The organism is Desulfobacula sp. (genome assembly GCF_030145145.1).
Taxonomy (GTDB): domain Bacteria; phylum Desulfobacterota; class Desulfobacteria; order Desulfobacterales; family Desulfobacteraceae; genus Desulfobacula.
In genome coordinates this window covers 41,749-61,383 of sequence record NZ_JAQYWD010000041.1, presented here as the reverse complement: position 1 = coordinate 61,383, position 19,635 = coordinate 41,749, and the positions used below count along the sequence as shown (strand labels likewise).

General features: G+C 42.1%; 18 protein-coding genes. 10 read left to right on the top strand and 8 right to left on the bottom strand.

The window, feature by feature from the left end; genetic code table 11:
- Nucleotides 1-97: 97 nt before the first annotated feature.
- The 8 genes from Q1Q15_RS20720 to Q1Q15_RS20685 all read left to right on the top strand — a co-directional run bounded on the left by Q1Q15_RS20720 (nt 98) and on the right by Q1Q15_RS20685 (nt 5,590).
- On the top strand, nt 98-439 hold the full coding sequence (locus tag Q1Q15_RS20720; protein ID WP_300464249.1) for a hypothetical protein: 342 nt from the start codon (nt 98-100) through the stop codon (nt 437-439).
- A gap of 31 nt (nt 440-470) precedes the next feature.
- Nucleotides 471-1,376, top strand: a complete 906-nt coding sequence (locus Q1Q15_RS20715; RefSeq protein ID WP_300464247.1) for a major capsid protein — start codon at nt 471-473, stop codon at nt 1,374-1,376.
- Between the two features lie 160 nt (nt 1,377-1,536).
- Nucleotides 1,537-2,259, top strand: a complete 723-nt coding sequence (locus Q1Q15_RS20710; protein ID WP_300464245.1) for a hypothetical protein — start codon at nt 1,537-1,539, stop codon at nt 2,257-2,259.
- The gene (locus tag Q1Q15_RS20705; protein ID WP_300464243.1) at nt 2,256-3,329 is read left to right on the top strand and encodes a phage minor head protein; all 1,074 of its coding nucleotides are present in this window, start codon (nt 2,256-2,258) and stop codon (nt 3,327-3,329) included. Before Q1Q15_RS20710 ends, Q1Q15_RS20705 begins: the two co-directional genes overlap by 4 nt.
- Nucleotides 3,330-3,489: 160 nt before the next feature.
- Nucleotides 3,490-3,804 (top strand): type II toxin-antitoxin system MqsR family toxin, encoded by a 315-nt coding sequence (locus Q1Q15_RS20700; protein WP_300464241.1) that lies wholly within the window; start codon nt 3,490-3,492, stop codon nt 3,802-3,804.
- 3 nt (nt 3,805-3,807) lie between these two features.
- Entirely contained in the window at nt 3,808-4,377 is a 570-nt protein-coding gene (locus tag Q1Q15_RS20695) for a hypothetical protein (RefSeq protein WP_300464239.1), read from the top strand.
- Nucleotides 4,370-4,654 (top strand): hypothetical protein, encoded by a 285-nt coding sequence (locus Q1Q15_RS20690; protein WP_300464237.1) that lies wholly within the window; start codon nt 4,370-4,372, stop codon nt 4,652-4,654. The genes Q1Q15_RS20695 and Q1Q15_RS20690 overlap by 8 nt, the downstream gene beginning before the upstream one ends.
- A 330-nt stretch (nt 4,655-4,984) precedes the next feature.
- Nucleotides 4,985-5,590, top strand: a complete 606-nt coding sequence (locus Q1Q15_RS20685) for a tyrosine-type recombinase/integrase (protein WP_300464235.1) — start codon at nt 4,985-4,987, stop codon at nt 5,588-5,590.
- A gap of 170 nt (nt 5,591-5,760) precedes the next feature.
- Here the strand turns inward: Q1Q15_RS20685 and Q1Q15_RS20680 are convergent, their stop codons facing one another.
- From Q1Q15_RS20680 to pdxA, 4 genes are all read right to left on the bottom strand, one after another.
- Complete coding sequence (locus Q1Q15_RS20680; protein WP_300464233.1) at nt 5,761-6,096, bottom strand: hypothetical protein; 336 nt, start codon at nt 6,094-6,096, stop codon at nt 5,761-5,763.
- Nucleotides 6,097-6,543: 447 nt separating this feature from the next.
- Complete coding sequence (locus Q1Q15_RS20675; RefSeq protein WP_300464231.1) at nt 6,544-8,400, bottom strand: recombinase family protein; 1,857 nt, start codon at nt 8,398-8,400, stop codon at nt 6,544-6,546.
- A 175-nt stretch (nt 8,401-8,575) separates the two neighbouring features.
- Nucleotides 8,576-11,410, bottom strand: coding sequence for an excinuclease ABC subunit UvrA (gene uvrA, locus Q1Q15_RS20670; protein ID WP_300464229.1), 2,835 nt, complete (start codon nt 11,408-11,410; stop codon nt 8,576-8,578).
- Nucleotides 11,411-11,413: 3 nt separating this feature from the next.
- Nucleotides 11,414-12,442: a 4-hydroxythreonine-4-phosphate dehydrogenase PdxA gene (gene pdxA / locus Q1Q15_RS20665; RefSeq protein ID WP_300464227.1), complete on the bottom strand. Its 1,029-nt coding sequence runs from the start codon at nt 12,440-12,442 to the stop codon at nt 11,414-11,416.
- A gap of 505 nt (nt 12,443-12,947) precedes the next feature.
- Here pdxA and dnaA point away from each other — a divergent pair.
- Together dnaA and Q1Q15_RS20655 are read left to right on the top strand one after the other, a co-directional pair.
- Nucleotides 12,948-14,339 carry a chromosomal replication initiator protein DnaA gene (gene dnaA / locus Q1Q15_RS20660; protein WP_363321023.1) on the top strand — a complete coding sequence of 464 codons (1,392 nt, stop codon included), beginning with the start codon at nt 12,948-12,950 and terminating at the stop codon, nt 14,337-14,339.
- Nucleotides 14,340-15,719 carry an FAD-linked oxidase C-terminal domain-containing protein gene (locus Q1Q15_RS20655; protein WP_300464225.1) on the top strand — a complete coding sequence of 460 codons (1,380 nt, stop codon included), beginning with the start codon at nt 14,340-14,342 and terminating at the stop codon, nt 15,717-15,719. It begins immediately after the preceding gene.
- 54 nt (nt 15,720-15,773) lie between these two features.
- Here the strand turns inward: Q1Q15_RS20655 and Q1Q15_RS20650 are convergent, their stop codons facing one another.
- The 4 genes from Q1Q15_RS20650 to rplI form a co-directional block, all read right to left on the bottom strand.
- On the bottom strand, nt 15,774-15,995 hold the full coding sequence (locus tag Q1Q15_RS20650) for a hypothetical protein (protein ID WP_300464223.1): 222 nt from the start codon (nt 15,993-15,995) through the stop codon (nt 15,774-15,776).
- 82 nt (nt 15,996-16,077) lie between these two features.
- Nucleotides 16,078-17,700, bottom strand: a complete 1,623-nt coding sequence (hflX, locus tag Q1Q15_RS20645) for a GTPase HflX (protein ID WP_300464221.1) — start codon at nt 17,698-17,700, stop codon at nt 16,078-16,080.
- Complete coding sequence (gene dnaB, locus Q1Q15_RS20640) at nt 17,697-19,079, bottom strand: replicative DNA helicase (protein ID WP_300464220.1); 1,383 nt, start codon at nt 19,077-19,079, stop codon at nt 17,697-17,699. Before dnaB ends, hflX begins: the two co-directional genes overlap by 4 nt.
- Before the next feature lie 58 nt (nt 19,080-19,137).
- Complete coding sequence (rplI, locus tag Q1Q15_RS20635) at nt 19,138-19,593, bottom strand: 50S ribosomal protein L9 (RefSeq protein WP_300464218.1); 456 nt, start codon at nt 19,591-19,593, stop codon at nt 19,138-19,140.
- Nucleotides 19,594-19,635: the final 42 nt, after the last annotated feature.

Sequence of the window (19,635 nt, the reverse complement as noted above, 5' to 3'; positions counted from 1 at the left end):
AAATACCACAAAATAAATGCCCTGCTTGCCCCATATCTTGTGGCGGCAGGCATCACATTAAACCGTTGAAATTTAAAACCGAAGGAGGTTTACGCCAATGGCTGAAACCAAAGAAGAAAAAGAAGAGATCGAAGACAAAAAAAAGGAACAAAGCACCATGGATAAAACCGCAGAAGAGAAGGCAGCCGAGAAAACGGAAAGCCTTTCCGAGCTTGTAAGTGAATTTGTTTCTGAACTGCCGGAAGACATGCAGGCACTTATTTCCGCCAGCCTTTCAGACGTTGAAAAGATAAAGCTTGCCAGGGGCCTTATCAAAACATCAACCCAGAAAGAAAATACAACCCAGGATGGCCCAGGCAGCCAGACACCGGGCAAAAAACAAACACCCGATTATAACACCATGAGTTCAAGCGAACTTTTGGAAGCCGGGCTTAAATAAATTTATTTAATTTTTAAAGGAGTAGTAAATTATGTTAACACTTGCAGAAATGGCGATTCGTGCCAACGACCCACTTGAAAAAGGGATTATCCGACTTTACGCGGAACATTCCGACATTCTTACCGGCCTTCCCTTCAAATCCATTGGCGGCAATGCCTACACCAAAAAAAGGGAGAAGACCCTTTCCGGTGTGGGCCACAGATCCGTGAATGAAGAGTATGCAGATTCCACCGGCACCCAGGAACGTATCAGTGAAGATCTGAAAATCATGGGTGGCAAAGCCTTGGTTGACCGTTTCATTATTAAAACGGCAGGCCCAGACAGCAACCCGGTTGCAGAAGAGGTTGAAAGCAAAGTAAAAGCCGCTTCCATGTTCTTCAATAAGACATTCATCAAAGGCGATGGAACAGCCGATACTGAAAGCTTTGACGGCCTTGAAAACCGGCTTACCGGCGCCCAGGTGCTTGATATGGGCGACACAGTAGGCGGCGATGCATTGACCCTGAATGCCCTTGACGAACTCATTGACACCGTGGGCAGCCCCTCACAGTTGATTATGAACACATGGACCCGGCGGAAAATCAACCAATTGATGAGAGCAAGCGGCCAGGCCTTTGAATACGTCAAAAACGATTTTGGGAAACTTATTCCATACTACGGCGGCATACCCGTTGCCTTGGTAGGCGTGGATAACACTTTCAGTGAAATTATGGCCTTTGATGAAGACGACAACACCGATGAAGCCGCATTATGTACCAGCATCTATGCTGTAAAATATGGTGCCGATGCGCTGCATGGCATTCAGCACAGTTCCATTATCGTTGATGATCAGGGCATCATTGGCAATTCCCGGCAGATTGTTTTTGATTGGTATGTTAGTTTTATTATTAATCAGCCCAAAGCCGCCGCCCGTTTGAGAGGCATCAAAAAGGTATAGTACCTTTCATGCATATGTCCAGCAGCCATGTGTTGCACGTTGAATATGGAATGCCGTGTGCCATCATGCGGCAGAAAATAAAATGGTGGCTTTGTGTCTAAGCTTTTGGCGGGGTTTTAAAACCCCGCCAAATTCACACATTCCCAGGGAGAAAGGAAATATGCCAGATAAATATCCAGATTTGAAAAACTTATGCACAGCCTGCAAAAAAAGGGATATCTGTAAAAAGCTATGCCAGCAGGCCCTTAATTACGTTAATCAGGATGGCAAAGTTTATGAATTGCAAGATGAGGACGAAATAAAGGTATTTCCTTTATGGAATGAAAAACAGGCCAGCACCGCCAATAGCGATAACCAAGATGGCGGCGTATATCAAGCCAATCATCTTGAGACAACCTTTACCGATGATCCAGAGAATAACCCCTTTTCAGAATTTAACCCCGACCACCAAATAACACAGGTATTCTTGTTACGATTTTTTGAAAAATGGTCTTTCAGCGATATTGCCGAAAAATTTGACCTGAAAGATAAAGATGCCGCCAAAAGTATCTATTTTAGGGCCATATCCCGATTAAAAGAAGGTCTTGAGGTGATTGATGAAAGGACACTCACCCGGCAAAATGCACTCACCAGCCTTAAAAACAGCCCGGCAGCCCGGCAGTTAAACCCTGCCCAAAAAGAATACCTATTGTATGCCGTTTTTAATCTGGATGTTGAAACCATTTGTGAGATCACCGGCCGTAAATTTGGAACTGTGAGAAGTGGCATTTACCGGGTTAAAAAATACCTTGATTCCGGTAAATATACTTTTGACGACCTTGTTAAGCCCGGCCAATGGCAGGCTAAGGCAGTGGCAAATTCCCTGCACTGGAAAACAGCATGAATATAGCAGATGAATTTTTAAAACACGCCCATTTTGTGGATAAAAGGGCGAACCAGTTAAGCCGTGACATGCTTATTGAACTGAACAAGGCCCACAGCTCCATTACCGGTAAACTGGCCACCATTCAGGCCGATGTACTCAATAAACCGTTTCTCAAGGCCAGCTATGCCCGACGAAAGAAGGTTTTGACCATGCAGGCCCAGGCCATTGAAAACATCATCACCGATATTTTCAAAGAGATTAATGTCATAATTGAGGATGCGGCACAGGATACCCTGTTTGGCACCGCACAGGCCACCCATGGGATTATATCCAAAGCAGCCCCGACCATTAACGTTGATTTCACAAAACTACACCTGCCAGTGGCCAAAAAATGGTTTGAAACAACAACCATTGCCGGTCTACTACCAAATGAATTGATAAACAAACTGGAAGCCAGCACCAGGGATAAAATTATTTCAGTATCACGCCAAGCTTTAATCCAGGGAAAGGGCACACTCTCAATGGCCCGTATGTTGAAGAAGCAGGGCATAGAAGGTACTTACAGGGGCATAGAGGGATTAAGCAGAACACTGCTATTGTCTGCCAGTAATTATGCCAAGGATGAACTCATAACAGAGAATTATTCAGATGTGGTAAAGCAATGGCGGTATTTGGCCACCCTGGATGGCAGGACATGCCTTGTGTGCGGTGCCGATGACCACAGCCTTTTTAAACTGAATGAATATAAGCCGGTATTGCCGCAGCACTTCAATTGCAGATGCACCTATGTTCCCGTTGTTGAAAATTCCATTGCAACCGGACAAAGGCCAACGGGAAAGCATTCTGAAAGATGGGTACAGCACCGTGATGGAACAAGAAGCCGGAAGTTTACCCCGGATAAAGTATCCCACCATATCGGCTTCACCGGGTCATATCAGGCATGGTTGAAAGAACAATTGAAAACAGATCCTGCCTTTGTGAAAGATATCCTGGGGCCGAAACGGTTTGAATTATTCTCCAAGGGCAAGTTAAATCTAAAAGCCATGGTGACAGATGGAAGAATAAAAAATCTCAAGAAAACCATGTAACTCTTTTTTGTAATTTTATTGGCACTATTTGTATTAATTGCTTTACTTTTTCCTTGTTAGTGATACTCTGAATGTCTTCTAAAGTATATAAAATAGTACATAATTGTTGAGTTTTTAGATTGAATTTAGGGTTGACACATGTCAACTCATGGTGATACTAATGAATAGAAATATACGAAACAAACCTTATCATCCCCTCGGTAAGGTGAAGGAAGCCATTAAAAATGGAGAATATGAAATTAACGAGACTGCACTAAAAAATGCTGATGATCATTTCGGTTGGTCGACAGTTGATATTGAAAAGGCTTTGCAAGGGCTAAAGCATAAACACTTTACGTCATCTAAAAGACATTTCACCAATCCAGACTTATGGGTTGACCACTATCGAGCAAATGGACTTATGGGAGAAAACGTTTACACACATTTTCATTTTGATGGAGCGGTTTTAATAATTGAAAGCCTTAAAAGGAGATAAGCCATGCGTTGTTTAAGTTGTGGTGGAGAATTTAAAGAAAATAAAGGTTCTCTTTTGTTAGACAATACAATTATTGGTGGATTTAGTGTTCATGGCATTGAATATAAAAAATGTAACCAATGTAATAAACTTCGTTTTTCAGCTAAAGCGGCAAAACTAATTGAAGAAACTAAGAAGAAAATAGAAAGAAAATTAATAGGAAATTTACCGATATCTGATTTTATTGGTGCAACTGCGGCAGCAAAAATTCTTAACATATCCCGACAGGCAATGCACAAGCACCGTCGAATAAGAAGAGGCTTTATATATTATGTAAAACTTGAAGGAAAAATTTTATATAATATAAAATCGGTAAAACTGTTTAAAGAAAATGGAGATGGCCGTTTTCAGTTACACAAACAAACAACAAAAAAAGAAGTGAAATATCTTTTTGTTCAGAAAGGGCCACATAAAGACCTGCTCTGGGATATCCATCGAGACAAATCCTATGATAGGTTTTCCAATATTCTTCCTTCTGTTAAAACAAAAAAAATCAAGAGAACTTTACGAATTTATGGAGATAGAAATGGCTGAAAAAAAAGAAAATGATCAAAAAGAAGAAGTACAAGAATTAATAATTAATCCAAAACTACCACCCATATGGATAGACCTTATTGACCCATCTATTAGGACTGATGGGATTAGCCTTATTCGATTTGCAACCACATTACCAGAAGGAACAATAGAGCAAGCCAGAATAATAACGAATGAAGATGTACTTAAAGAATTTGTTGATAACATCTGTTTCGCATTGGATCATTATCCCAAAAAGCCAAAAGGAAAAACGATTAAAAAACTTTCTAAGAAATAACATATCGAACTTTTTATAGTAGGGGAGAAACTCCCCTACTTAATATCCTTATATTCAATTAACATTTTAGACTAATTTCACTTTGGACCATTCCCACTTTTGCCTTGCCCATGCCCATGGGAAAAGCCCTTTCAAAACCCCACCAAAACACAAACTCGCTAACTTATACATAATAGTTAGCGAGTTTTATATCCAATAAAATACATCTAAAGCCTTTATTCACAATGGTTTCCAGCATTACAGAAAAATAAGCTCTTGATTTGCACAAAATATCATGCTAAGTTTTAATTTCATACCATTAAAACTTAACAAGATCCAGGGAGGAACCACATGGCAGGCCAGAACCCAAACCACCCAGAGAAGGGCACCACCATTTCAGTCGAACCGATACGGAAAATAAAAGATGTGAATTTGATTAAGACCATGCTGAAAGATAAGCCCAGGGATTACGCTTTGTTTATTACCGGGGTCAATACCAACTTGAGGGCCAGTGATATCTTGAATATCAAAGTCCATCAGGTGCATGGAGCTAAACCAGGCGATGAACTGACCCTGAATGAGATCAAGACAAAGAAGCCAAGGCGTATCAACTTAAATAAAGCCGTTATTGATGCCATACAACCCCTTTTAAAACACATGCGGGACAATGGCACCCTTGAACTGGATGGGCCACTATTCAGGGGGCAAAGAGGTAATACTTTGTCTGTGCCGTCATTGTCCCGGTTGGTAAAGAAGTGGTGCCAGGATGCAAACTTAAAAGGGAATTTTGCATCTCATAGCTTAAGAAAGACCTGGGGTTATCATCAGCGGGTGACGTTTGGCGTGGGCTTGCCTGAACTCATGGTATGTTTTAATCATTCTTCTCAGCGGCAGACATTGGATTATTTATGCATCCAGCCGGAAGAGATTAAAAGCGTTTATGAGAATGAATTATAATGGTGGTTAATAATATTAGCATTTATCATATATCGCTTAATATAGATTTGATTTCCCTTTGTGCCGGAACATCCAAATATCGAAAATAAGGAACGGTGCCTGCCTGGCTTTCACTGTCCGCAATTTTACGGGCAGTGAAAGTCGTCCTACGGCCAACGCCAGTCATTGGATTATTTATGTAGCACTTTTCGTTTAGAATAAAAGAACATAGCTTCATCAAAATTACAAATTTCATCCGGTGTTTTTGGTGGACGAAGTTCTGAGGTGAATTGTTCTATTGATCTTCGTATTAGTTTTCTTGTCTCTGGATTTGGAAGATCTTCTATGGCTGGGACAATATGTTCATTTATATATTCAGCACAAGCCTTACGTTCACAAATGTCAGGATCAGACAGTCTTTTGATTAAATCCATAGTAAAGTCTTTCTGGGCCTTATCGAGCATTAAGGCGATTTTTTCCATCACGGCAACTTTCTTTTTCTTGCGGTTTTTGAAAAACGAAAACATTAGAACCTCCTTGGAAAAAGTGTGCAAATTGGAGTAGAAAATAAACTGAATACTGAATTGTTTATGCCTGCCTTATTAAAATTGCAACAATAAATATTTTTTGGCCAAAACCACCCACGCTTCTATTACTTACAGACTTTCATTACTTATCATAACGTTAGATTTTGAGTATTAAAGGCGCCGTTTTAGCCCGATACATATACAACCATATCAAAGAAAGGCTTATAGCTCTTAAACAGGCTAAAAAGTGTCTTAAATTGGATGCATGCTATTTGCGTGGAGGGTTTTGGGAAATGTTCCTTTTTTTTATTAAATCGGCGGAGTTTTTGGCGAAGCTTTTGGCGGAACTGTTCCCAAGAATTTTTCCAATTTGAGGTGTGATTCTGAATTGAGAAGGGAATACTCGGCCACAGGTTGGAAAGTAAGTGGCCGAGTAGGGCAGGGTGTTTAAGAATATCGCCGCAATGTCTGGGCTAACATTGCGGCGCTGTATGGTTTGCCTTTCGCATTAACCACGCCATCATTTTTTAATATTTCGGCAATTTGGGGAAAGGTCATCTTTTCAGCACGCATATTTTCCATTCTTGCAACCATAAGAATTTTGACGGCTTTTTCTGGGTATGGGTGATATAATGGAGTTCTTACCATATCCAATCCAGTGCCAGAAATCATTTCATCAAACTTATCTGCTTCCGGATCGGTGCCGGTTGAATCTGATAAAATATAATATCCAAAAAAGGGAGAGTACCCTATTTCCTTAAAAACCCCACTATGGAAATTGATACAAAATGCTCGACTATCCTTACCTTCTCCATTTATGCCAAGGGGATAAACGTCTATACTTTCCACAAGCAATTGAATTTTATGTCTCAGCTTATGTCGAATATGCTCTTTGTCGCCGTCAAGTAGCATCTCATAGAGCCCTTTTATATCTGAAATGTGCTGCCGAGTATCGGCACCCTGGGTTTCCAGTTTGAAAAGTTCGCTTTCAATCTGGGCAAGCTCTTTATTCAACCCTGTAATTTCAACGTCTGTCTGCGCCATTTTTTCCGTGAATCTATCAGCCAGGGCAGGGGTTTTTCCCATTTGATCATACAGGGTATTAAAGAAGATTTCCTTTTTATCAATTTGAGCCGTTATGACCTGTTTTTCTGCTCTTTTCCCTTCAATCAAGGCGTTTGTGTCACTATCAGGATTGATAATTGCAAAGAGATCTAATTCTTTGCAATATGCAAGGAAGGCATGTTCAAGTTCTTTTAAATTAAAGGACGCGTATGGCTGATTACATTTTCCTGTTTTAAAATATAAATTAGTGCAAACCAGACTTCTATATGTTCCGGTTTTCTTTCCGGTAGTATTGATAACCAATGAGCCACCGCAGTATGGGCATTTTACCAAACCGGTAAAAAGGTTTCTGTTTTTGCTTCCAGGTTTTGCCGTTGATTTGGCACGCATAGACCTAATTCTTTGAACCCGGTCAAATTGTTCTTTTGAAATAACGACAGGATAATAATTCGGTATTGTTTCCTTTTGTGGAACTCTTTTACCGTTAATCAATTTTGATGGAGTGTATTCGCCATAAACAGACTTGTTTTTAAATAATTTTGTAATATAACCTCTGTACCAATCGCCTTTACCCCATGGTTTAATTTTATTTATATTAAGGTGTCTTACTATGGCAGTTTCTCCATAGCCATCCTCTGAAAGCTGGAATATTTGTTGAACCACTTTCATCCTTTCAGGAATTGGTTCAATGATATCATTTTCAACTTTAAGCCACATTGGAACGAGACTTGTCATTAATTTACCATCCTTAGCTCTTTCTCTTTTATTATGCCAGGCGGCATTGGCCAATTCAGTTTTCCGTTTACTTTCTTGATTGGCCCTGGATATTTCACCGGTAAATACATAAAAAGTTCCCATGTTGTCATCAATATTTTTTTTTGAAAATGTGAAGTCCTGAGACGTTACGTGAATGTTAATACCAGATCTAATAATATCTAAAAATTGGCTTGTCGCATCAGTGACTTTCTGTCTTGATAATCGGTCAATATTTTCTACAACAATGACACTACCCACCGGTATATCACCATTCTCTATACGAGCAAGTAAGCGGCCTAAAGCACCCTTTTTAACATGATCGCCCTTAAAGCCGGAAAAACCTCTATCAATTATTGTTTCATCAAATTCAAGGCCATGCTTATCAGCAAATTTTCTGGCTACATTTGTTTGCCGTCTAAGAGAATCGCCCTTTGCCTGTTTTGCTGAACTGAACCGGGAGTATGAGATGCAAAGCTTTTTCATGGTATCGACCTCCGTGTTATTCAAATATGTTGAGGCTTTTGAATAACACGGAAAACAAAAAGCGTCAATGGTTATACATAATGTAATTTATAGTGAGGTGGATGACACGTGTCCCTGTGATTCGGATATTTGTATCATTAAGGAATGAAGGTGAGGGATCTGGGGAAGGGTACCCTTATTCAGGATGGGGTTTGTTCAGCAGCTTGTCCAGATAAAAGCCGGTGTAGGATCGTTTGTTTTCAGCGATTTGTTCAGGCGTACCCAACGCAACAATTTCACCGCCTTTATCTCCGCCTTCCGGTCCAAGATCAATAATATAATCTGCGCATTTTATAACATCCAGATTGTGCTCTATGACAACGACGGTATTTTCGGCATCCACCAGCCGATTCAAAACAAATAATAATTTTTTGATATCATCTGAATGGAGTCCTGTGGTGGGCTCATCCAATATATAAATGGTTTTTCCGGTGCCTTTTTTTGACAATTCCTTGGCCAGTTTTATTCGCTGGGCCTCTCCCCCTGATAAGGTTGTGGCCGCTTGCCCCAGCTTTATATACCCAAGTCCCACATCCACGAGGGTTGCCAGTTTGGTTCGGATGGATGAAATGTTTTCAAAAAACCGCATGGATTGATTGATGGTCATATCCAGAATCTGGGCAATATTTTTACCTTTATATTTGATATCCAAAGTTTCCCGGTTATATCGTTTCCCTTTGCACACATCACAGGCCACATAGACATCGGGCAGAAAATGCATCTCAATTTTAATGATCCCGTCACCCGAGCAGGCTTCACACCTGCCGCCTTTAACATTGAAACTGAACCGCCCGGGCTTGTAGCCCCTTGCTTTTGATTCCCGGGTTTTGGAAAATAATTCCCGGATCGGGTTAAAGACCTGGGTATACGTTCCCGGATTGCTTCGGGGCGTTTTTCCAATGGGGGATTGATCAATGTGAACCACTTTATCCAGGTGTTCAAGACCTTTGATGGATTTGTGGCTGCCGGCCGTTTTCCTGGACCGGTTGATATGGTTTGCAAGAATCTGATACAGGGTATTTAATACAAGGGTTGATTTTCCAGATCCCGACACACCGGTTACACATGTAAAACAGCCCAGGGGGAAAGAGACATCAATGTTTTTAAGGTTATTTGAGCTGGCCTGGAAAATCGTTAATGTATTTCCCATTCCTTTTCTTCTCTTTTCAGGGAGGGGAATCCTTTTTTTTCCGGACAGATAAAGACCGGTTAATGACGTGTCATTTTTGATCAGGTCTTCGGGTGGGCCGGAAAAAATCACTTGACCCCCGTTCACCCCGGCTCCGGGTCCAATATCAATGACATGATCGGAGGCAAGGATGGTTTCTTCATCATGCTCGACCAGCAATACGGTATTGCCAAGATTTCTCAGCTTCATTAACGTGGTCAACAACCTGGCGTTATCTCTTTGATGAAGCCCGATGCTGGGCTCATCCAGGACATAAAGAACCCCGGTCAGTTTAGATCCGATCTGGGTGGCCAACCTGATCCTCTGGCTCTCTCCTCCGGACAGGGTTGCCGCGGACCGGTGGAGGGTAAGGTATTCAAGGCCGACATTTTGTAAAAATCCCAACCGTTCCGTTAATTCTTTGGTAATTGCTGCGGCAATCAATTTGTCTTTATCTTTAAGGGTTAACGAAGCAATATATTGACTTGAGTGCAGCACGGAAAGACAGGTGATCTCCCAAATGGTTTTATCGCCTACCCGCACAGAACCGGACGCTTTATTCAGCCGGGTACCATTGCATGCCAGGCAGGTTTTATAATTCATGAATTTTTTTATGTCGTCTCTCACGTAAGTGGAGTCGGTTTCATGGTACCGTCGTTTCAGGTTTGGAATCACGCCTTCAAATGGTTTTTTATAAACGATTTTTTTTTCCATTTTTTCAATATAAAAGGGGATCTCTTCTTTGTTGGATCCAAACAGTAACACCTGTTGAAATTTAGGCGTAAGGTTTTTGAAAGGCGTATAAATATCGGCTTTATAATGGGTCACCAGTGCATCAAGAAATTCCATAAATTGGACCGAATCCCTGTTTTGCCAGGGAACGATGGCACCCTGTCTTAACGAAAGCGTTTTATCCGGGACAATCAGGTCCGGGTCAAACTGGGTGATGGATCCTAATCCGTCACATTTAGGGCAGGCCCCCTGGGGCGAGTTAAATGAGAAAGACGCCGGGGTAAATTCCGGGTAGCTGATACCACAGTTAACACAGGAGGCTTTTTCACTGAACAGGGTTTCCTGATTTTCAGTGAGGTCCATCAGGGTGACAAGTCCCTCGGATAAAGAGAGCGCAAGTTCCAATGAGTCTGCCAGGCGTTTTTCAATGCCGTCTTTAATGATCAGGCGATCAACGACTGCAGCAATGGTGTGTTTTTTGTTTTTTTCCAATTTGGGAAGATCGTCCATTAAGTGGATCTTCCCATCGACCCTGATCCTGGCAAACCCTTCCTTTTTTATTCTTGCAAACAGGTTTTCGTGGGCGCCTTTCTGACCGGTTATCAAAGGGGCCAGAATCATTATTTTAGACTGGTCCTTCAGCGCCATCACCCGGTCCGTAATTTGATCAATGGACATGGAGGAAATCGGTAACCCGCATTTATAACAATAGGGTTTGCCAATTCTTGCAAATAATAACCGAAGATAATCATAAATTTCCGTGACCGTACCCACCGTTGATCTGGGATTATGGCTGGCGGTCTTCTGTTCAATGGCAATGGCAGGACTCAGCCCGATGATGGCATCCACATCCGGCTTGTCCATCTGGCCTAAAAATTGCCTGGCATAGGTGGAAAGGGACTCAACATAGCGTCGCTGACCTTCGGCATAGAGGGTGTCAAAGGCCAGGGTGGATTTCCCTGAACCCGAAAGCCCTGTAATGACCGTTAAACTGTTTCTGGGGATTTCAACATTGATATTTTTCAGGTTATGTTCCCGGGCACCTTCAATGATGATTTTATCGATATCCATGGATCAAATTTGTTTTTTAAGGTCTTTTTTATTATGGGCCTGGAATGCGGCCATGCGAATGGCTTCTATCAGGCTTGAAGGATCTGCAATTCCCTTCCAGGCAATATCATAGGCAGTGCCGTGATCCACAGAGGTTCTGATAATGGGAAGGCCCAGAGTGGTGTTTACCCCATCCTTAAAATGGATGAGCTTAAACGGAATCAGACCCTGATCATGATACATGCAAATAACAGCATCATACTTTCCCTTGACAGCCTGGTAAAAAACAGTATCCGGTGGCCGGGGGCCGTCTACCATTATGCCTTCCATTTTTGCCATCCTGACAGCCGGTGCGATGATGTCTTGTTCTTCGTTCCCAAACATGGCGTCCTCGCCGGAATGGGGATTGAGTCCTGCAACGGCTATCCCGGGGGTCTTAATATTGAACCGTTCTTTTAAAGCGGTATGGGCCAGTCGTATTTTTTTAAGAATTCCTTCCCGGGTAAGATGGGCAGATACCTGGGATAATGGAATATGAATCGTTACCAGGATAACCTTGAGCCTGTCGCCCGTCAGCATCATGGCATACTCTTTGGCATTTGTCCGGTGTGCCAGCAATTCTGTATGACCATGAAATTGAGATCCCGCAAGTTTCATGGCCGTTTTTGTGATGGGGCAGGTGACAAGACCGGAAATACGGTTCGTTAGGGCAAGATCAATTCCGGTAATGATATAGTCCTGCATGGCAGTACCGGTTTCAATGGTTGGCCCTGAAAGAGCGGCGGCATTTATATCCAGATGGGAGATATCCATGATATCCAGTGTACGGAACTGGTAATGACCCTGTGCCGGGTCCTCTATTATATGGATAGGAGGGGTGACAGGTAACAGGGATAATGCCTGCTTGATAATGTGTGCATCCCCAATGATCAGGGGCTTGCATACGTCATAAAGCTGGGGATCGGTTAATGCTTTTACCAGTACTTCCGGGCCGATCCCCACAGGATCTCCCATGGTAATGCCGACAATTGGAAGCTCGTTTGATTGTTTCATGTGAATATCTATAACATTAAGGTTAATGGATATAAAATAAAGTGCAATATACTATTGGAAAATGAAAGTGTAAATATAATTTGTGTCATGGTATTGTGAAACTACTGTAAATGTCAGGTTTACAAAAAAAGCAAAAATTTATGTTAAATTCAGAGTAATGAAGCGTAAAAATGAATAAATAAGAGTAAATTTTTTTTTAAGGGAGTTAAAAATATGGCTTAAAAGGGTAGAATCTCTTGAAAAAAGAGTTGGTTGTCGAACTGATTGTAATGTTTGGAAAAAATTCTGTTCCACAAAAAAAAAATAATAAAATCAGATAATTAAAAAATTATGCCAAACAAAAAAATAATATTGAGCTAACACTTCTCATTCGATTTGACCAATAAAAGAGATTCCCATAAAAAAAGCATATTATTTTTTGATATCAATTTTATCCGTCATCAATTATTGAATTTGTGCTATAAACCTGTATTTCAACTCGCCATTGGAAGAAAGAGGACCTTTATTGAAAAACATCGAATCATTCTGGAAAGAAGTAAAACACCAAATCAAAAGGACACTACCCGATCACAGCTATCGGATGTGGATAGACCCGGTCGAGCTTCTTGAGGTGGATCATGATTATATTAAACTGTCCAGCCCGAATGATTATTTTCTCAAACGATTAAAAGAGAATTACCTTCCTGTATTTAAACAGGAATTTTCAAAATTAGGCCATAATGATATCCGTATTGAATTCAAAGTATCATCCAAAACCACATCCGATTCAGGGGAAAAAGACAAACCAGCCGGCGCATATCCGGGTATTCCTTTAACTTCAAAGCCGTCAAAGCAAATGAATCTTCCCGGACTGGACGTAAGATTCAACAATGGACGAATGTTCAAAAAAGGATATACCTTTGATGATTTTGTCGTGGGAGACAATTCGAATTTTGCCTATTCTGCATCCCTGTCCCTTGCCCAGGGAAAGAATAATGGCTCAAGCATTCTCTATCTCCTGGCTAAAACCGGTCTTGGGAAAACACATTTGTCCCAGGCCGTTGGATACCATATCATCAACAATAACCTTTCCCAAAGGGTCTATTATGTAACGGCTGAAGACTTTACCAATGAAATGATTTTTTCCTTGAAAAACAATACTATAGATAAGTTCAAAGAACGATACAGGAAAAAATGTGATGTTTTGATTTTAGAAGATATTCATTTTTTATCCGGAAAGGAAGCCACACAAAAAGAACTTGCTCTGACATTGGATTATCTGCTTGACGCCGATAAAAAAATTATTTTTTCAGGGTGTGCGCTTCCCGATGATATCCCCAAACTCAATGATCAGTTAAGATCTCGGTTAACCCTTGGACTTGTCACTGAAATTGATGCGCCGGATTATGCAACACGGGTCAGGATTTTAAAAAAGAAATCAAAAGCGTTTGGCTATAAAATTCCCGATCCCGTCACCGAGTATATTGCTCAGGAATTGTGTGACGATGTTCGACAGCTTGAAAGTGGGCTGTTTGGTGTGGCGGCAAAAGGGCAGTTATTGGGGTATAACATTGATATTGAGCTGGCAAAAAGTGTTTTGGCCAACATTACAAATATAAAGAAAAGAATTACCGTTGAATCGATTAAAAAATTGATTTGCAAAGAGTTTTCAATTTCTGAAAAAGATATTGTATCGCCTTCCAGGAAAAAAAGAATTGTTAAACCACGGCAAATGGCCATTTTTCTTTCCAGAAAATATACGGATCAACCCATAAAAAAGATTGGGTCCAGTTTTAATCGATACCATGCAACGGCCATATATTCCATCAACGCAGTGGAACGGGAGTTGAAGCAAAAAGGGGTTCTTTTTGAACAAATGACTTATCTTTCCCGAAAAATTGAAACAGGAAAACTCTAAATGGGATTTTCCGGTTCTATTTACAGGCAGCTGCAACAGATATCAGGAAAACAAAACCTGACCAGGGAACGAGAAGAATGCCTGTGTTATGCCTATGATGCTACGGGAACGTGTTTCCTTCCGGATGCCGTTATTTTCCCCGGTTCGGAAAAAGAAGTTTCCCTGATTTTGAAACTGGCATCAACAGAAAACTTCATCGTGGTTCCCCGGGGGGCAGGTTCCGGAATGACCGGCGGCTCTGTGCCGGTTAACGGCGGGTTGGTGCTGGTGACAACCCGTATGAATCAAATCCTGGATATTGATGAAAATAATTTTATCGCAAGGGTTCAACCCGGTGTTATTGTCTCTGATATCCACAACCGCGTTGAGGAAAAAGACTTGTTTTACCCGCCGGATCCTTCAAGTTCCTCGGTTTGTACCATCGGCGGGAATATTGGGGAATGTGCAGGCGGGCCCAGGGCTGTAAAGTATGGCGTAACCCGGGATTATGTCTTGGGATTACGAGCGGTACTGCCGTCCGGTAAAGTGATTCAAACAGGTGTTCGCACTGCAAAAGGGGTTGCCGGATATGATCTGACGCGTTTGATTGTGGGCTCTGAAGGGACATTGGCAGTGGTCACGGAAATTACACTAAAGCTTTTGCCAAAGCCTCAAACCGTTAAAACAATGGCTGTTTTTTTTGACAGCATGCAGAAGGCCGCCGAAACCGTCTCCCACACGATGCGACAGGCCGTTGTACCAAGATGTATTGAATATTTGGATGACGCCAGTCTTCATCTGGTAGAATCGTCCCTCAGCTTTGCGTTGCCCGAAGGTGTGAAAGCCCTGTTGATCATCGAACTGGATGGCGATGGTGATAAAGTTGAAAAAGATGCAAAAAATATACAAAATCTGTGTTTTTCCCATGATGCGTTAGAGGTGATGATTGCAAAAGATCAAGCAGAGGCGCAAAAATTATGGAATGCCAGAAAAGCGTTGTCTCCGGTGATGTATAAAATCGCCACCAATAAGATGAATGAAGATATTGTCGTGCCCATTGATAAAATTCCTGACATGGTCCGGGTAACCCAGGAAATACAGAAGACATCCGGGTTAAAGGTGGTCAGTTTTGGCCATGCAGGGGATGGAAATATTCATTGTAATATCATGTATCACAAAGCAGATAAAGATGAGTTTGAAAGGGCAGAAAAGGCTGTAGATGATCTTTTCGCAGCTACGCTGAAGCTCGGGGGAACGATTACCGGTGAACATGGCGTCGGTATGACCAAAGTAAAATACCTGCCCCAGGAGATCGGTGGCACACAAATTGAGTTGATGAAAGGGATTAAACGGGTATTTGATCCCCAGAATATATTAAACCCGGGTAAGATTTTTCACTGAAGGTTAAAAAAAGTATCGCCTGACGTTTCAAGTTCGCATAGTTTAAACACAAATTTAATGGGGTTTTGTGGCATAATGGTTATGGATTAATAGTTTTTCCAATATATCAATCTTTGGATTTTTATTGTGCAGAACGCAGCATCGGATACAGACGGAACAATAGTTTAAGCAAAGTTTGTTTTTTTTATTGTATTCTCCAAAACAATCGGGTATGTCGATGGAGTCCTTTTTAATCGAATCATTGATCAGTATCTGGTCCAGCTGTTTTATTTCCATAATTATTCCATATCCATTCCATAGATAACTTATTTTTTGTTTTATTTAGTGCAAAAAAACCGATTGGTCAATATCTAATTTTTTATAAAGTAACCATGGATTCCAGTTTTTCAACCAGGGGCGCCAGGCTTTGTTTCTGGGTTGCAGAAACGAGAACGCCCTGGTTTAACAACCATTTGTCCTCAAAGGAATCCAGATCAACCCGATCCATTTTGTTAAATATATAGAGGGTCGGGATATGGTCCAATTCCAAGCGTTTCAGAATTTTTTCAACCGATTCTTTTTGCTGCTGGTAACGGGGGTTGCTGATGTCGACCACATGAAGGATGATATCGGCCTCGGTCAGTTCTTCCAAAGTGGCATGGAATGCTTCCATTAGTTCTTTGGGAAGGTCCTGTATAAACCCTACGGTATCCGTGATGATGACCTCCGTATCCCGGGGAAATCGTAATCGTCTGCTGGAGGGGTCCAGGGTGGCAAACAGCCGGTTGGCTGCCACTATATTGCTCTGGGTCAAGGTATTCAAAAGGGTTGATTTCCCGGCATTTGTATATCCGACGATGGAAACAATCGGCAACGCCTTTCGTTTACGTTTGGATTTTTGCTGTAGGCGCTGTTTGCGGATTTTAGAGATCTCTTTTTTCAATCGGGTTATCTTTTCCCTGACCCGTCTTCGGTTGAGTTCAAGTTTTGTCTCCCCCGGTCCCCTGCCGCCAATTCCCCCTGTCAACCGAGACATGGCGGTGTTTTTAGTGATCAATCGCGGCAGAAGATATTCCATCTGCGCCAGTTCAACCTGATACTTGCCTTCCCTTGATTTTGCCTGCTTGGCGAAAATATCAAGGATCAACTGGGTGCGGTCAATGACTTTTATTTCAACAAAATCAGTAATTGAACGAATCTGGGATGATGACAATTCCCGGTCAAACACCAGCAGGGTGGCATATTTTTGAATTGCCTGGATAATCAGGTCGGAGAGTTTGCCCTTACCCACGACAAATTTTGGATCAATGGTTTTTCTTCTTTGGACGGCCGTCCCAATCACATTGATCAGACTGGTTTTACACAGTTCTTTGAGTTCTTCAATAGAGGCATAGGCGTCTTTGGGGTCTGCGGTCGTTGCATTGATTAAAAACGCGTTTTCTCTGCCGGTTTCAGGTTTGTACAAAGAATTTTTCCGGGTCAGTTCCGATTCCAGGGCCAGGATCTGGGACAGGCAGTCCACATCCGTTTCATCCAGGGTAGTTGGATCAAGAACCTGGTATGGGAAGGCATCTTCATCCGGCAGGATATGGCCGGAATAAACGGTTCCCGGCTGTCCATCGGTTGTGATGCAGATGGCCGTGATATAGTCCAGGCGTAACAGCGCAAGGTCAGTTAGATCATCCCTTGTCAAGGGTTCGTCTTTTAAATGGGTATGCACCAGGCGAAGCCCCTTTAGTTTGCCGGGAATGGCCATATATTCAGGGGTTACCGGGATGACAATCTTTTGGGGTTCACCGACAATGACATAGATGATCTTTCCGCTCCGGTCGATGAGCAGACCGATCTGTCGCCTGATCTCATGGGAGAGGTCGACCAAAAGGCTTGCCAGTTCAGGGTCGGTAATATATTCGGGCGGTGTGCTGTGGTTGTAAAGTGTTTCGATTCGTTTGATCTGAGTGTTTCTCAGGCCAGCGGTGTTGCCGTGCAATTTTTTCTTCATTCAAATTCCTGGTATGACTCCGGTGCCAGCTCTTCAAACCGGGTATATTGACCCATAAAATGCATAAAAGCCGTACCGGTTGCACCATTTCTGTTTTTGGCGACAATGATTTCCGCCGTGCCTTTCTTGGGATTGTCAGGTTCTTTATTATAAACCTCATCCCTGTAGATGAAGGCAACAATATCTGCATCCTGCTCCAGGGCACCGGACTCACGCAAGTCAGACAGCATGGGACGTTTATCAGCACGTTGTTCCAGCATTCGGTTCAGCTGGGATAACGCAATGACCGGCACCTCAAGTTCCTTGGCAAGCGCTTTTAATGACCTGGAGATTTCAGCAATTTCCAGGTCTCTTCGATCGGTCCTGAACGGGGGCCGCATCAACTGGAGATAATCCACGATAATCAGGCCGATGTCATTGTGCTGTTGATACAATTTTCTTGCTTTTGCCCTGACTTCCATTGCAGTAATATTGGGTGTGTCATCAATGAAAATGGGCAGTTCATTTAAAACACCGGCGGCATCCGTTGCATTTTGCCAATCTTCCTGGCTGATAAAACCGGTGCGAAGCCGGTTTGAGTCAATGCGGGCCTCAGAGGTCAAAAGCCTCATGGAAAGCTGTTCATTGGACATTTCAAGGGAGAATACGGCAACGGGTTTGCGCTCTTCAATGGCTACATTCCTGGCCATATTCAGCGCAAAGGCGGTTTTTCCCATGCTGGGTCTTGCCGCCAGGATAATTAAATCAGACTTTTGCAATCCCGATATAATATTGTTTAATTTGGTATACCCGGTGGAGAGACCTGAAAGCCCGCCGTCTTTTCCCTGTTGTTCTTCAAGTTTATCAATATTTAAATTGATCAATTCCCCTAAACTTTGAAAGGCTTTTTGTGATTTTTTTTCTGAAATATTAAAAATAGAGCTTTCGGCAAAATCAATAATATCTTCAAAGTCACCTTTGTCTTTCAGGCATCTTTCAATAATGCTGGAAGAGGCGGTTATCAATTGTCTTAAAGACGCCTTACCTTTGATGATGTTGGCATAATGAACAGCATTTACAGCAATTGGGGCTGCATCTGAAATAGCCGCAAGATAGGCCACCCCACCGATACTTTCAAGTTCTTCTTTCTCTTTAAGCCGATTGGCCACCGTAATAAGGTCAGCGGGTTCGTCTTTAAGGGCAAGTTCGATAATGACCTGGAATATTTTTTTATGGGCTCCTTTGTAGAAGTCATCCGGCGATAGAATATCGATAATATCAAGAAGGCTGTCATTGTTTATAAATATGGCACTGATGATGGATTCTTCCGCATCAATGTCATGGGGAGGCGTTTTGTTAAGAAGGGGGTCTGTGGCTATTTTTGTTTTAATGGGCACCATGGGATTTTATAACCCATCATCCGGGAAAATTAAATCCTTCCCGGATGATGGGTAACTATTATTTTTCTTTTTCTTCAGGAACAACGTTTACTGTAATTTCAGGTTCAACATCCTTGTACAGCCGAATGGGCACTTTGTACTCACCGATTTCTTTTATGGGCTCGGCAAGAAGGATGGAACGTCGTTCCAGTGTGATGTTCTGATTGTTTAAAGAATCTTTGATGTCATGGGTCGTTACGGATCCATACAGGCGGATATCTTCGTGAACTTTTGCTTTAATTGTACATACAACATTTTTGATTTTTTCAGCCATTTCCTGAGCGATTTTTCTCTCTTTGGCAATCTGAAGTTCAAGCTTCGCTTTTGCCTGTTCCATGATTTTTCTGTTCTGGGGTGTCGCAAGAATGGCTTTCCCCTGGGACAAAAGATAATTGCGGCCATAACCGGCTGCCACATCACATTCTGTTCCAGCGATGCCGAGCGTGTCAATGGTTTCTTTTAATATAACTCTCATTTAAACCTCCAAAAAGGTTCAGCCACTTTTTTCAATGCAGCC

Bases quoted from the DNA above. Each gene is read 5' to 3' on its own strand.
- Q1Q15_RS20720 (WP_300464249.1), top strand. From the start codon at position 98: ATGGCTGAAACCAAAGAAGAAAAAGAAGAGATCGAAGACAAAAAAAAG.
- Q1Q15_RS20715 (WP_300464247.1), top strand. From the start codon at position 471: ATGTTAACACTTGCAGAAATGGCGATTCGTGCCAACGACCCACTTGAA.
- Q1Q15_RS20710 (WP_300464245.1), top strand. From the start codon at position 1,537: ATGCCAGATAAATATCCAGATTTGAAAAACTTATGCACAGCCTGCAAA.
- Q1Q15_RS20705 (WP_300464243.1), top strand. From the start codon at position 2,256: ATGAATATAGCAGATGAATTTTTAAAACACGCCCATTTTGTGGATAAA.
- Q1Q15_RS20700 (WP_300464241.1), top strand. From the start codon at position 3,490: ATGAATAGAAATATACGAAACAAACCTTATCATCCCCTCGGTAAGGTG.
- Q1Q15_RS20695 (WP_300464239.1), top strand. From the start codon at position 3,808: ATGCGTTGTTTAAGTTGTGGTGGAGAATTTAAAGAAAATAAAGGTTCT.
- Q1Q15_RS20690 (WP_300464237.1), top strand. From the start codon at position 4,370: ATGGCTGAAAAAAAAGAAAATGATCAAAAAGAAGAAGTACAAGAATTA.
- Q1Q15_RS20685 (WP_300464235.1), top strand. From the start codon at position 4,985: ATGGCAGGCCAGAACCCAAACCACCCAGAGAAGGGCACCACCATTTCA.
- Q1Q15_RS20680 (WP_300464233.1), bottom strand. From the start codon at position 6,096: ATGTTTTCGTTTTTCAAAAACCGCAAGAAAAAGAAAGTTGCCGTGATG.
- Q1Q15_RS20675 (WP_300464231.1), bottom strand. From the start codon at position 8,400: ATGAAAAAGCTTTGCATCTCATACTCCCGGTTCAGTTCAGCAAAACAG.
- uvrA (WP_300464229.1), bottom strand. From the start codon at position 11,410: ATGGATATCGATAAAATCATCATTGAAGGTGCCCGGGAACATAACCTG.
- pdxA (WP_300464227.1), bottom strand. From the start codon at position 12,442: ATGAAACAATCAAACGAGCTTCCAATTGTCGGCATTACCATGGGAGAT.
- Q1Q15_RS20655 (WP_300464225.1), top strand. From the start codon at position 14,340: ATGGGATTTTCCGGTTCTATTTACAGGCAGCTGCAACAGATATCAGGA.
- Q1Q15_RS20650 (WP_300464223.1), bottom strand. From the start codon at position 15,995: ATGGAAATAAAACAGCTGGACCAGATACTGATCAATGATTCGATTAAA.
- hflX (WP_300464221.1), bottom strand. From the start codon at position 17,700: ATGAAGAAAAAATTGCACGGCAACACCGCTGGCCTGAGAAACACTCAG.
- dnaB (WP_300464220.1), bottom strand. From the start codon at position 19,079: ATGGTGCCCATTAAAACAAAAATAGCCACAGACCCCCTTCTTAACAAA.
- rplI (WP_300464218.1), bottom strand. From the start codon at position 19,593: ATGAGAGTTATATTAAAAGAAACCATTGACACGCTCGGCATCGCTGGA.